Source organism: Pantoea sp. BRR-3P (assembly GCF_039621635.1).
Taxonomy (GTDB): Bacteria; Pseudomonadota; Gammaproteobacteria; order Enterobacterales; family Enterobacteriaceae; genus Pantoea; species Pantoea floridensis.
In genome coordinates this window covers 2,614,761-2,627,354 of record NZ_CP155066.1, presented here as the reverse complement: position 1 = coordinate 2,627,354, position 12,594 = coordinate 2,614,761, and the positions used below count along the sequence as shown (strand labels likewise).

The window sequence follows — 12,594 nt, the reverse complement described above, 5'->3', positions numbered from 1 at the left end:
CGCCCATCCTGCTTAAAGGAAGAAGAATATACCTGTTACTCTAATACTTACCGCCTATACATTGGGTAAAAATGCGGTTAACGCTGATAGAACAACTGAGGAACCATCGCATGCGTAATCTCGCCACATTACCCAAACCCGTGTTACTGCTCGAAGTGCTCGGCGTGCTTGCCGTAATCGGTGCGCTACTGCTGACTAACGACTGGGTGAGCGCCCCCGATTTTATGGCGAAAAAGCCGCTGGCGACGCTACTGTTTTTTCTCGGTATTGCGTTGATGCTGCCAGCTGCATGGATGATGATGTGGCGGACGGCGAAGGCGATGGCACCGCAATTGTTTAATCAATCCAACAAAAAGAAGTAACCACCGGAGAGGATTATGACGCCGACTATCGATTTACTGTGCAGCCACCGTTCCATTCGCGCCTTTACTGAACAGGGCATTGAAGAGGCGCAACGCAGCGCCATTATCAGCGCGGCACAAGCGGCCTCAACCTCAAGCTTTTTGCAGTGTTCCTCCATTATTCGCATTACCGATCGGCAAAAACGCGAGCAGCTGGTACAGCTAACTGGCGGCCAGCCATGGGTCAGCGCTGCGGCGGAATTTTGGGTATTCTGCGCTGACTTCAATCGTCATCAGCAAATCTGCCCGGATGCGCAGCTGGGACGTGCTGAACAGCTGCTGCTCGGCTGCGTTGATACGGCGTTAATGGCGCAAAATGCCATGATTGCGGCGGAATCGCTTGGCCTTGGCGGCGTGTTTATTGGTGGCATTCGTAATAGCATCGCTGAGGTAACCGCGTTACTCGAGCTGCCAAAGTTCGTGCTGCCGCTGTTCGGCTTCTGCATCGGCCATCCGGCAGATACGCCAGACGTTAAACCGCGTATGCCACAGGCGATGCTGGTGCATGAGAATCACTACCAGCCCGTCGATAAACGCGTGCTGGCACAGTACGATGAGCAACTGACCGCCTATTATCAGCAGCGCGACAGTAACCAGCGATCCGAAACCTGGAGCCAGCTGATACAGCGTCTGATTATTAAAGAAACACGTCCGTTTATGCTGGATTACCTGCATCAGCAGGGTTGGGCGACACGCTAAGCACAAGGAACTCTGCAATGAAGATGGCCATTCTCACCCGCGATGGATCGATTTATTCGTGTAAACGTCTGCGCGACGCCGCGGAAGAGCGTGGTCATCAGGTGCAGATCATCGATCCGCTCTCCTGCTACATGAATATCAACTCTGATTCCCCTGCAGTGCACTATCGCGGTGAGACGCTGGGACACTTTGATGCGGTGATCCCGCGTATCGGCACCGCCACCACTTTTTACGGCACGGCCGTTCTGCGCCAGTTTGAGGTGCGTGGCAGCTATCCGCTGAATGAATCGGTGGCGATCACCCGTGCGCGCGACAAACTGCGATCGCTGCAGCTGCTGGCGCGTGAAGGGATTGATATGCCGATTACCGGCTTTGCCTCCTCGCCGGATGATACCGATGATTTGATCGCCATGGTGGGCGGAGCGCCGCTGGTAGTGAAACTGGTGGAAGGCACGCAGGGCATTGGTGTTGTGCTGGCGGAAACGCGTCAGGCGGCGGAGAGCGTGATCGATGCCTTTCGTGGCCTTAACGCGCATATTCTGGTGCAGGAGTTTATCAAAGAAGCGCAGGGGCGCGATATCCGCTGTCTGGTGATTGGCCATGAAGTGGTGGCGGCCATTGAGCGCGAGGCGAAAGAGGGCGATTTTCGTTCCAATCTGCATCGCGGCGGCAAAGCCCGAGCGGTAGCCATTACTGATAAAGAGCGGGAAATCGCGGTGAAAGCCGCCAGCACGCTCGGCCTCGAAGTCGCCGGCGTGGATATTCTGCGTGCCCATCGCGGGCCGCTGGTGATGGAAGTGAACGCCTCGCCAGGGCTGGAAGGCATTGAGGGCATTACCGGTTTAGATATCGCGACGATGATGATCCATTGGATAGAGCAGCATGCTTGCCCCGGCTATCGTCCTAAAACCGGCGGCTGACCTGCGCTTTTCAGCGGTTTTCGTGGCATCCAGATCGGTTTTTCCGTAAGCTAAGGCGCTCATTTCTTCACCCCACAGGATATAACGATGGATTCACTGGTCGTTCCGGACATTGACGTGCTGCGTCGCTGGCTGGATCAACAAAATATCACCTGGTTCGAATGCGATGCCTGTCAGGCACTGCACCTGCCGCACATGCAGAATTTTGACGGGGTGTTTGATGCAAAAATCGACCTGGTGGATAACGTTATCCTCTTCTCCGCGCTGGCAGAAGTAAAACCCACGGCGCTGATTCCGCTGGTAGGCGATCTATCGCAGATCAACGCCAGTTCGCTCACGATTAAAGCTTTCGTTGATATTCAGGACGACAATCTGCCGAAGCTGATTGTCTGCCAGTCGATCAGTACCACCGCCGGACTCACCTTCGGTCAGTTCTCGCACTTTATGAAGCAGAGTGAAGAGGGCGTTTCCATGGTGATTATGGAGGCCTTCGCTAACCACCTGCTGATTGTGGAAGAGGAAGAGGAGCGACAACCCAGCTCCAGCAGCCACGCGATGCTGCATTGAGTTCCCCGCCTCGCTAACTGCCGCTTTTTGCGGCAGTTTTCATTTTAGCCCCACCGCTTTTTATTCTGCACTTTGCCCTTTATTGCCAGATATTAGTCGTGCTTTATGCCGCTAATGCCAAACCCCATAGCAGAAACATGCATAACTTATCGCGAAAAGGCGTTTTTTAAGCTGGGATCTGGTGCGGTGGGTAAGGGGGGGCTATTCTTGCGGGGCTGCTTGGGACGTACCACTTCAGCACATGTATAGGTTTTTGCTATTAAACTCCCGCTGAATATTGATTCATTGTGTGCCTGTAATTTTTACAGAAAACGCAACGTTCGGATCGCGTGTATACAGCGTTGTAATGACCCGCTCAGGAGGAAGGAAAACATGTTCAACCAACGTCAAAAATGGTTGCCAGGTGTGGTTGCTGGTGTGCTGATGGCTGCGGCCGCTGGTGCTCAGGCAGAAGATAAAACGCTGCATGTATATAACTGGTCAGATTATATTTCGGCTGACACGGTGCCGAATTTTGAAAAATTGACCGGTGACAAAGTGGTCTACGACGTCTTTGATTCCAACGAAGTGCTGGAAGGCAAACTGATGGCCGGTAGCACCGGTTATGACGTGGTGGTGCCATCGTCGAGCTTCCTGGCGCGTCAGCTGCAATCCGGTGTGTTCCAGGAGTTGGATAAGAGCAAGCTGCCGAATTACAAAAACCTCGATCCCGATCTGATGGCGAAAGTGGCCCAGCACGATCCGGGCAATAAATACGCGATTCCTTATCTGTGGGGCACCACCGGTATCGGCTACAACGTCGATAAAGTGAAAGCTGCACTGGGGGCCGATGCGCCAGTGGATAGCTGGGATCTGGTGCTGAAACCCGAAAATCTGGAAAAACTGAAAAGCTGCGGTGTCTCCTTCCTTGATGCGCCGGAAGAGATTTTCGCCACCGTGCTGAACTACCTTGGCAAAGATCCAAATAGTTCTGATGCGAAAGATTACTCTGGCGCCGCCACTGATTTGCTGTTGAAACTGCGTCCGAACATCCGTTACTTCCACTCGTCGCAGTACATCAATGACCTGGCCAACGGCAACATTTGCGTCGCAATTGGCTGGTCGGGCGACATCCTGCAGGCGAAAGATCGTGCCGATAAAGCCAACAACGGCGTGCATCTGGGCTACAGCGTGCCGAAGCAGGGCGCACTGGCCTTCTTCGACATGATGGCAATTCCAAAAGACGCGAAGAATCTGGACGCGGCTTACCAATGGCTGAACTACATCATGGATCCGAAAGTGATCGCTGATGTGTCCAATAAGATGAACTACGCCAATGGCAACAAAGCGTCGCTGCCGCTGATCAATGCTGATGTGCGGAATAATCCGGGCATCTTCCCGACGCCGGAGGTGATGGCGAAGCTGTTTGTGCTCAAGGTCCAGGATCCGAAACTGGATCGTGTGCGTACGCGCTCATGGACTAAAGTAAAAAGTGGTAAGTAACTCGTTCTGAACGAGTATTGCCTGAAGACGACGACAGAGGTGCTGTACTGGCCTCTGTTGTGCCATTTTTAGCGGCTGGCTGTGCCGCGCGATTGTAGCGCCGGAGAAATGTTAGTGAACGACGCGATTCCCCGCCCCCCAAATAAAACGGCTAAGGCGTTGACGCCGCTGCTGGAAATTCGCAACCTGACCAAATCGTTTGACGGCCAACACGCCGTGGATGATGTCAGTCTAACCATTTACAAAGGCGAGATTTTTGCGCTGCTGGGTGCCTCCGGCTGTGGCAAATCGACCTTGCTGCGCATGCTGGCGGGATTTGAACCGCCGACCAGCGGCCAGATTGTGCTGGATGGTCAGGATCTCTCGCACGTGCCACCCTATCAGCGCCCGATCAACATGATGTTCCAGTCTTACGCGCTGTTCCCGCACATGACGGTAGAGCAAAACATCGCCTTTGGCCTGAAGCAGGACAAATTGCCGAAAGGCGAAATTAACAGCCGCGTCGAAGAGATGCTGTCGCTGGTGCATATGCAAGAGTTTGCCAAACGTAAACCGCATCAGCTGTCGGGCGGTCAGCGTCAGCGTGTAGCGCTGGCACGCAGTCTGGCGAAGCGCCCTAAGCTGTTACTGCTCGACGAACCGATGGGCGCGCTGGATAAAAAGCTGCGTGACCGCATGCAGCACGAAGTGGTTGATATTCTTGAGCGCGTTGGCGCCACCTGCGTGATGGTGACGCACGATCAGGAAGAGGCGATGACCATGGCGGGCCGCATTGCCATCATGAACCGCGGCAAATTCGTGCAGATTGGTGAACCGGAAGAGATTTATGAACATCCCACCAGCCGTTACAGCGCTGAATTTATCGGCTCGGTGAATGTGTTCGACGGGTTACTGCGTGAGCGTGGCGAGGATGCATTGATCATTGATGCGCCTGGCCTGGTACATCCGCTAAAAGTGCAGACCGATGTGTCCGTCGTCGATAACGTGCCGGTGCACGTCGCGCTGCGTCCGGAAAAAGTCATGCTGTGCGAAGAGGTGCCGGCCGATGGCTGCAACTTTGCCGTGGGAGAAGTGGTGCACATTGCCTATCTTGGCGATCTGTCGATTTACCACGTGCGTCTGCGCAGCGGCCAAATGATTAGCGCACAGCTGCAAAACGCCCATCGCTACCGCAAAGGCGCACCAACCTGGGGCGATGAAGTCCGCCTCTGTTGGGACGCCGACAGCTGTGTGGTTCTGACGGTTTAAGGGGGCGATATGAGCCAGATTTCTCAACGCAGCGCGCCAGAAGTGGTGGGCACGCCGCTGCAGCGCTGGGCCACACGCATTAAAATGCAGCACGGTCGCAAGCTGGTGATTGCACTGCCTTATCTGTGGCTGATTCTGCTGTTCCTGCTGCCGTTCCTGATCGTGCTGAAGATCAGCTTCGCTGATATCGCGCGCGCCATTCCGCCGTATACCGATTTGGTCACCTGGGCGGATGGTCAGCTCAATCTGGTGCTCAATCTCGGCAACTACTTTACGCTGACCGACGATCCGCTCTACGCCGATGCGTATCTGACGTCGCTGAAAGTGGCGGGCATTTCGACCATCATCTGCCTGATGATTGGCTATCCACTGGCGTGGGCGGTGGCGCACAGTAAGCCTTCAATGCGCACCATTCTGCTGCTGCTGGTGATCCTGCCGTCGTGGACCTCGTTCCTGGTGCGCGTTTATGCATGGATGGGGCTGCTCAACAACAACGGCATTCTTAACCGTTTCCTGATGTGGCTCGGCGTGATCGATCACCCGCTGGTGATTCTCTATACCAATACCGCGGTGTATATCGGTATCGTTTACTGCTATCTGCCGTTTATGGTGCTGCCGATTTATACCGCGCTGACGCGAATTGATTATTCGCTGGTAGAAGCCTCGCTGGATCTTGGCGCGCGTCCACTGAAGACCTTTTTCAGCGTGATTGTGCCGCTGACCAAAGGCGGGATTATTGCCGGTTCGATGCTGGTATTTATTCCGGCGGTGGGCGAGTACGTGATCCCCGAACTACTCGGCGGTCCGGACAGCATCATGATTGGGCGTATTTTGTGGCAGGAGTTCTTTAACAACCGCGACTGGCCGGTGGCGTCCGCGCTGGCGGTGATCATTTTGCTGATCCTGATTCTGCCGATCATCTGGTTCCATAAGCATCAAAATCGTGAAATGGGAGAGAAGGAATGAGCCAGTTACCGACCATTCGCTCTCCGTGGCGCAGCGTAATTCTGGTGCTGTGCTTTATGTTCCTGTATGCGCCGATGCTGCTATTGGTGGTGTACTCCTTCAACAGTTCGCAGCTGGTGACGGTGTGGGAGAGCTTCTCGTTCCACTGGTACAACGTGCTGTTCCAGGATCAGGCGATGCTGGATGCGGTGGGGCTTAGCCTGACCATCGCCGCGCTCTCGGCCACCATGGCGGTGGTGCTTGGTACTATGGCGGCGGTGGTGATCGTGCGCTTTGGCCGCTTCCGCGGGCATAACGGCTTTGCTTTTATGCTGACGGCACCGCTGGTGATGCCGGACGTGATCACCGGCTTGTCACTGCTGCTGCTGTTTGTGGCGATGGGCAATACGCTGGGCTGGCCAAGCGATCGCGGCATGCTGACTATTTGGCTGGCGCACGTGACCTTCTGTACCGCTTACGTAGCGGTGGTGATCAACTCGCGTCTGCGTGAACTGGATCGCTCGATTGAAGAAGCGGCGATGGATCTCGGCGCCACGCCGGTGAAAGTGTTCTTCGTGATCACTGTGCCGATGATCGCACCCGCGATTGTTACCGGCTGGCTGCTGGCGTTTACCTTATCGCTCGACGATTTGGTGATCGCCAGCTTTGTCACCGGCCCAGGCGCTACCACGTTACCGATGGCGATCTTCGCCACCGTACGTCGTGGTGTGAATCCGGAAATCAACGCCTTAGCTTCGCTGATTCTGTTTGTCGTCGGTTTAGTCGGTTTTATCGCCTGGCGCTTTATGGCGCACGAAGAAAAGCAGCGATTACGCGATATTCAGAAAGCAAAACGTGGCTGAACATCGTAACATTTGCCACCATAAGAACGGGCTGATTATTTCGGCCCGTTTTATTATGGTGACGGAGCTAAACCATGTCGGAAACCCTGAAAAACGGTTCAATGATTAACACCACGCCGGTGCCAGTGATGGTTGCGGGCTGCGCCATCATCATTACCCGCTGCCTCAGCGTGTTGATGCTGGCTAACGAACTGGGTTTCGACGAACTCGCCAACTTTGTGCATCGTAGCGCACAAGCCTGGGACTCCACGCTGATTTTTATCGCCAGCCAGCTGATTTTCCTGTTTGAACTGCGCTGTGCCTTTACGCTGATGCGCGGCAGCAACCGCGGACGCTGGGGCTATGTTGCCACGCAAATCGTTGTGCTGATCTATATGTTGATGGCCTCCGTGGGGTGGATCTACCCGGAGATTTTTAGCATTCCCGGCGAAAGCAATGCGCAGATTATTCATCACACCCTGCTGCAAAAGCTGCCGGAGGTGCTGGTTCTGCTGCTGCTGTTTGTGCCTGCCAGCAGCCGCGCTTTTTTCCGAAACCGGTGATACAATCGCCCCCCATTTTTTCTCCCGATTCTGAATACAGGCCAAGCTATGCATTGCGCGCTTTATGATGCCGGCCGCTGTCGCTCTTGCCAGTGGCTGGAAAAACCCTACCCGCAACAGCTCAATGATAAGCAGTCGTTACTGGAGCAGCTGCTGGCGGAAAGGCCAGTCGCCGAATGGCTGCCGCCGGTGGCATCCGGGCAGCAGGGGTTTCGTAATAAAGCCAAAATGGTGGTCAGTGGCAGCGTTGAGCGGCCCATTCTCGGCATGGTGGCGCGCGACGGTGAACCGGTTGATCTGTGCGCCTGTCCGCTCTATCCCGCTAGCTTTAGCGCGGTGTTTGAGGTACTCAAACCCTTTATCGCGCGTGCGGGTTTAACACCCTACAACGTAGCGCGCAAACGCGGTGAGCTGAAGTTTCTGCTGCTGACCGAAAGCACGCAGGGCGGCATGATGTTGCGTTTTGTACTGCGCTCCACCAGTAAGCTGGCGCAGTTGCGTGCGGCACTGCCCTGGCTGCAGCAGCAGTTGCCGCAGCTGAAAGTCATCTCTGCCAATATTCAGCCGGTGCATATGGCGATTCTTGAAGGGGATGAAGAGATTGCGCTGACGCCAGATCAGGCGCTGGTGGAAAAATTTAATCAGGTGCCGCTCTATATTCGCCCGCAAAGCTTCTTCCAGACCAATCCCCATGTTGCCGCGGATCTGTATGCCACCGCACGTGATTGGGTCGCACAGCTGCCGGTGAGCAGTATGTGGGATCTGTTTTGTGGCGTCGGCGGATTTGGTTTGCACTGCGCCACGTCTGAGATGCAGCTGACCGGCATCGAAATCAGCGCCGAAGCCATTGCCTGCGCGCAGCAGTCGGCGCAGCAATTGGGTCTGGAGAAGGTGAGTTTTGCCGCACTGGATTCAACGCAGTTTGCGACATCACGCGAAGCCGTGCCGCAGCTGGTGCTGGTCAATCCGCCGCGTCGCGGCATTGGTGCAGAGTTGTGTGCTTATCTTACTGAGATGGCACCCGATTACATTCTTTATTCCAGCTGCAATCCGGCCAGCATGGCGCAGGATATCGCGCGTCTGGCGGATTACGGCATTAGCCGCGTGCAGCTGTTCGATATGTTTCCGCATACCGCGCATTTTGAAGTGCTGTGTTTGCTCAGCAAATAACGCTTATTCCGGGAACCACTTCTGATTGATCTGCTGCCAGGTGCCGTTGGCCTTCAGCGCGACTAACGCACTATTCAGCTCGTTCAGCAGCGGTTCGTTGCCTTTACGTACCGCAATGCCTAAGCCGGTGCCGAAGAAGTCGGTATCGGTGATGTGCTCGCCCACCGCACTGAGATCGTCATTGGCCTTTAGCCACTGATTGACCACCGCCGTATCACCAAACACGCCATTCAGGCGACCATTTTTCAAATCGAGAATCGCATTTTGATAGCTGTCATAGGCCACCGCGATCACTTCAGTGTGTTTCTCCAGCAGGTATTTCTGATGCGTGGTGCCGTTCTCCACGCCGACGCGCTTGCCTTTCAGCTGGCTGAAGTCTGTGAACTGACCTTTATGGGCAATAACGATGGCGGAGTTAGCATAATAAGGCTGGGTGAAATCGACCTGCTTGCTGCGATCGGCAGTGATATCCATACCTGAAATTACTGCGTCATAGCGGCGGAATTTCAGCGACGGAATCAGGCTATCAAAGGCGTTGTTGGTGAAGGTGCAATCCGCTTTCATTTGCTGGCACAAGGCTTTTGCCAGATCGATATCAAAACCCACAATCTGGTTGTCATGATCGAGGGATTCAAATGGCGGGTAAGTTGCGGAAGAGGCAAAGCGGATTTTTTCGGCCGCATAAGCATTCATTGCCAGAGTTGCCAGTGCAGCAGCAACGATCCATTTTTTCATTATATAACTCCTGTAAACCATGCCAGAGACGGAACGGGTTACACGATGCCAGTAAATGAATTTGTATGCAATATTTTTGCTTAAAGATATCATTGGGCGGGTGCGTTAATTTGCACCCGCTTGGTACATCAGTTGCGACGTTCAAACGCCAGCGCGCGCTTCTCTACCAGGCGCATCATCAGCGTCAGCAAACCGTTAACCACCAGATAGATCAGGCCCGCGGCAGCGTACACCGAGATATCGTAGGTGCGGCCATACAGCAGCTGCCCGTGCCCCATCACTTCCATCAGCGTAATGGTGTAGGCCAGTGAAGTACTTTTAAACACCAGCACCACTTCGTTGGAATAAGACGAAAGGGCGCGCTTGAAGGCGTACGGCAGCAGAATACGCAGCGTGTCTTTGCGATTCATTCCCAGCGCAGCGCAGGATTGCCATTGACCGGATGGAATGGCGCGCACCGCACCGTAAAACAGCTGGGTGGTGTAGGCGGCACTGTTAAGCGACAGCGCCAGCAGCGCACACAGCCAGGGTTGCGACAGCAGATGCCACAGCCACGGAATATTCTGGATGCTGGGGAACTGTCCGGGTCCGTAATAAATCAGGAAGATCTGTACCAGCAGCGGCGTGCCGGTAAACAGCGTGATATAGCCTTTCACCAGCCAATTCAGTACCGGGACTTTGAGTGCCAGTACAATGGTGCACAGCACGGACAGCACCAGCGCAGCAATCAACGAGGCCACGGTCAGCGTTAGGCTGGTATGCAGCCCTTTAAGCAGCTCGGGTAAATAATCCAGCATGCGTTAGGCCCCCCGCTCGAAACGCGTGGTGCGCAATTCAATACGGCGCAGCACTGCCTGACTGAACAGGGTAATAATCAAATAAATCGCCGCCGCCACCAAATACCAGGTAAAAGGTTCTTGCGTGCGCGTGGCAATGCTTTTGGTTTGCAGCATCAAATCGTTAACGCTGATCAGCGAGACTAACGCCGTATCTTTCAGCAGCACCAGCCATTGGTTACCGAGGCCAGGTAAGGCGTGACGCCACATCTGCGGCATAATCAGGCGCAGAAAAATTGCCGATTTTTTCATGCCCAGCGCCTGGCCCGATTCCCATTGTCCTACCGGCACCGCTTTAAGCGCGCCGCGCAGGGTTTGTGACGCATAGGCGGAATAGAGCATCGCCAGCGCAATCACGCCACACAGGAAGGGACTGACGTCGAAGTTCTCGATCTGCACCTGCACCGGGATGTTGAACAGGCCAAGATTAATGTGGAAGCCATCGGACAGGGTGAGCAGCAGCTGTGATGCACCGAAATAGATAAACAGCACCACCAGAATTTCCGGCAGGCCACGAATCAGTGTCACCAGGCCAGTACCAATCCACGCCAGCGGTTTCCAGCGCATCGATTCCCAGCCAGCAAAAATCATCGCCAGCACAAGGCCGGCGATCAGTGCACAAACGGCAAGGCCGACGGTCATGCCGGCGGCGCTTGCGAGTGGAATCATTTCATTCATTTGAAATTACTGCTGGAACCATTTGCTGTAGATGGTTTTGTAGGTGCCGTCCGCTTTGATCTTCTCAAGCGCGGCGTTGAACTTGCCCTGCAGCTCAGTGTTGCCCTGACGTACGGCAATGCCCAGTCCGGTGCCGAAGTACTCTTTGTCGGTGACTTTCTCACCCAGCGGTGCAAGATTGGTGTTCTGTTTCAGCCACTCATTCACGACGGCAGTATCACCGAAGACGGCATCGATACGACCATTTTTCAGGTCCAGCACCGCATTCTGGTAGCTGTCGTAAGGAACGACGGTGATGTCGCTGTGCTTGTCAGACAGGTATTTCTGATGCGTGGTGCCATTCTGCACGCCAACACGTTTGCCTTTCAGCGCGGCTACGTCTGCCACTTTGCCTTTCTGCGCGATGAAGATGGCAGAGTTATCGTAGTAAGGCTTGGAGAACAGCACTTGTTTTTCGCGGTCTGGCGTGATGTCCATTCCGGCCATTACCGCGTCAAAACGACGAAATTTCAGGCTCGGAATCAGGCTGTCGAAGGCCTGGTTAGTGAAGGTGCAGGTGGCATCCATCTCTTTACATAGCGCGTTCGCCAGATCGACGTCAAAGCCCTGAATTTTGTTATCGGTATCGACAAACTCAAAGGGAGGATAAGAAGCCTCAGTAGCGAAACGCAGCGTCTGCGCAGCAGAAGCGCTCAGGCTCAGACCAGCAAGTAATGCAGCAAGTACAACTTTTTTCATTAGAAGCATCCTGACTTAATGCGAAAGATAATTAGCAAACGCGTCGGTTTGCGGCTGTGTAAAGTGGCTGGCATCGCCTTGCTCAACAATATGACCGTTTTCCATGTACACCACGCGGCTGGCGGTTTTACGCGCCACTTCCACTTCATGTGTCACGATCACTTGCGTGATGTTGGTCTGTGCCAGCTCACGAATAATGCTCACGATCTGGGCGGTGATTTCCGGGTCGAGCGCGGCAGTTGGCTCATCGAACAGCAGCACCTGCGGCTCCATCATCAGCGCACGCGCAATGGCGACGCGCTGCTGCTGACCGCCAGAAAGGTGCAGCGGAAAGCGATCTGCATAGGGCGTCAGACGCAGGCGATCCAGCAGCTTTTCAGCACGCGCACGCGCGGCATCCTTGCTGAGGCCGAGCACGCGGCAGGGCGCTTCAATCAGGTTTTGCACCACGGTAAGGTGCGGCCACAGATTGTATTGCTGAAACACCATGCCGACATTCTGGCGCAGTTCACGAATGGCGCTGTCAGAAGGTGGCTTGGCGAAATCAAATTGGTTACCGGCAATGTGCAGGCTGCCGGAGCGCGGCTGCTCCAGCAAATTAAGGACGCGCAGGAGCGAACTTTTACCCGCGCCACTCGGGCCGAGCAACACCAGCGTTTCTCCCTGCGGACAAGCCAGGTTGATATCGAACAGTGCCTGGTGGGCACCGTAAAAACAGTTTATGGCGTTTAGTTGAATACTCATGCGCAAAAAATGAATAGTAATTAGTG

At 54.6% G+C, this 12,594-nt stretch carries 15 protein-coding genes; 10 read left to right on the top strand and 5 right to left on the bottom strand.

From position 1 onward, the window contains the following. Positions 1 to 110: 110 nt before the first annotated feature. From AAGR08_RS12225 to rlmC, 10 genes are all read left to right on the top strand, one after another. Entirely contained in the window at positions 111 to 362 is a 252-nt protein-coding gene (locus tag AAGR08_RS12225) for a DUF1418 family protein (protein ID WP_345826989.1), read from the top strand. A 15-nt stretch (positions 363 to 377) separates the two neighbouring features. Beyond that, a complete protein-coding gene (nfsA, locus tag AAGR08_RS12220; RefSeq protein WP_097094400.1) occupies positions 378 to 1,100 on the top strand; it encodes an oxygen-insensitive NADPH nitroreductase in 723 nt (240 codons plus the stop codon). Between the two features lie 17 nt (positions 1,101 to 1,117). Next, complete coding sequence (rimK, locus tag AAGR08_RS12215) at positions 1,118 to 2,020, top strand: 30S ribosomal protein S6--L-glutamate ligase (RefSeq protein WP_345826988.1); 903 nt, start codon at positions 1,118 to 1,120, stop codon at positions 2,018 to 2,020. 87 nt (positions 2,021 to 2,107) lie between these two features. Next, complete coding sequence (locus AAGR08_RS12210) at positions 2,108 to 2,587, top strand: YbjN domain-containing protein (RefSeq protein ID WP_097094398.1); 480 nt, start codon at positions 2,108 to 2,110, stop codon at positions 2,585 to 2,587. 372 nt (positions 2,588 to 2,959) lie between these two features. Continuing rightward, entirely contained in the window at positions 2,960 to 4,069 is a 1,110-nt protein-coding gene (potF, locus tag AAGR08_RS12205; RefSeq protein WP_097094397.1) for a spermidine/putrescine ABC transporter substrate-binding protein PotF, read from the top strand. Positions 4,070 to 4,183: 114 nt separating this feature from the next. Next, complete coding sequence (gene potG, locus AAGR08_RS12200; protein WP_176519190.1) at positions 4,184 to 5,317, top strand: putrescine ABC transporter ATP-binding subunit PotG; 1,134 nt, start codon at positions 4,184 to 4,186, stop codon at positions 5,315 to 5,317. Positions 5,318 to 5,326: 9 nt separating this feature from the next. Beyond that, positions 5,327 to 6,283: a putrescine ABC transporter permease PotH gene (gene potH / locus AAGR08_RS12195; protein ID WP_345826987.1), complete on the top strand. Its 957-nt coding sequence runs from the start codon at positions 5,327 to 5,329 to the stop codon at positions 6,281 to 6,283. After that, positions 6,280 to 7,125 (top strand): putrescine ABC transporter permease PotI, encoded by an 846-nt coding sequence (gene potI, locus AAGR08_RS12190; protein WP_097094394.1) that lies wholly within the window; start codon positions 6,280 to 6,282, stop codon positions 7,123 to 7,125. Before potH ends, potI begins: the two co-directional genes overlap by 4 nt. A gap of 74 nt (positions 7,126 to 7,199) precedes the next feature. Beyond that, positions 7,200 to 7,667 carry a YbjO family protein gene (locus tag AAGR08_RS12185; protein ID WP_097094393.1) on the top strand — a complete coding sequence of 156 codons (468 nt, stop codon included), beginning with the start codon at positions 7,200 to 7,202 and terminating at the stop codon, positions 7,665 to 7,667. A gap of 48 nt (positions 7,668 to 7,715) precedes the next feature. Next, the gene (rlmC, locus tag AAGR08_RS12180) at positions 7,716 to 8,837 is read left to right on the top strand and encodes a 23S rRNA (uracil(747)-C(5))-methyltransferase RlmC (RefSeq protein ID WP_345826986.1); all 1,122 of its coding nucleotides are present in this window, start codon (positions 7,716 to 7,718) and stop codon (positions 8,835 to 8,837) included. Between the two features lie 3 nt (positions 8,838 to 8,840). On the opposite strand, the gene artJ (AAGR08_RS12175) is transcribed toward rlmC, so the two are convergent. The 5 genes from artJ (AAGR08_RS12175) to artP all read right to left on the bottom strand — a co-directional run bounded on the left by artJ (AAGR08_RS12175) (position 8,841) and on the right by artP (position 12,568). Further along, entirely contained in the window at positions 8,841 to 9,572 is a 732-nt protein-coding gene (gene artJ / locus AAGR08_RS12175) for an arginine ABC transporter substrate-binding protein (RefSeq protein WP_345826985.1), read from the bottom strand. A 128-nt stretch (positions 9,573 to 9,700) separates the two neighbouring features. Continuing rightward, positions 9,701 to 10,369: an arginine ABC transporter permease ArtM gene (gene artM, locus AAGR08_RS12170; protein WP_008102451.1), complete on the bottom strand. Its 669-nt coding sequence runs from the start codon at positions 10,367 to 10,369 to the stop codon at positions 9,701 to 9,703. Positions 10,370 to 10,372: 3 nt separating this feature from the next. Further along, positions 10,373 to 11,086 (bottom strand): arginine ABC transporter permease ArtQ, encoded by a 714-nt coding sequence (artQ, locus tag AAGR08_RS12165; RefSeq protein WP_345826984.1) that lies wholly within the window; start codon positions 11,084 to 11,086, stop codon positions 10,373 to 10,375. Positions 11,087 to 11,092: 6 nt separating this feature from the next. Next, positions 11,093 to 11,824, bottom strand: a complete 732-nt coding sequence (gene artJ, locus AAGR08_RS12160; protein ID WP_345826983.1) for an arginine ABC transporter substrate-binding protein — start codon at positions 11,822 to 11,824, stop codon at positions 11,093 to 11,095. Positions 11,825 to 11,839: 15 nt separating this feature from the next. Next, entirely contained in the window at positions 11,840 to 12,568 is a 729-nt protein-coding gene (artP, locus tag AAGR08_RS12155; protein WP_097094388.1) for an arginine ABC transporter ATP-binding protein ArtP, read from the bottom strand. Positions 12,569 to 12,594: the final 26 nt, after the last annotated feature.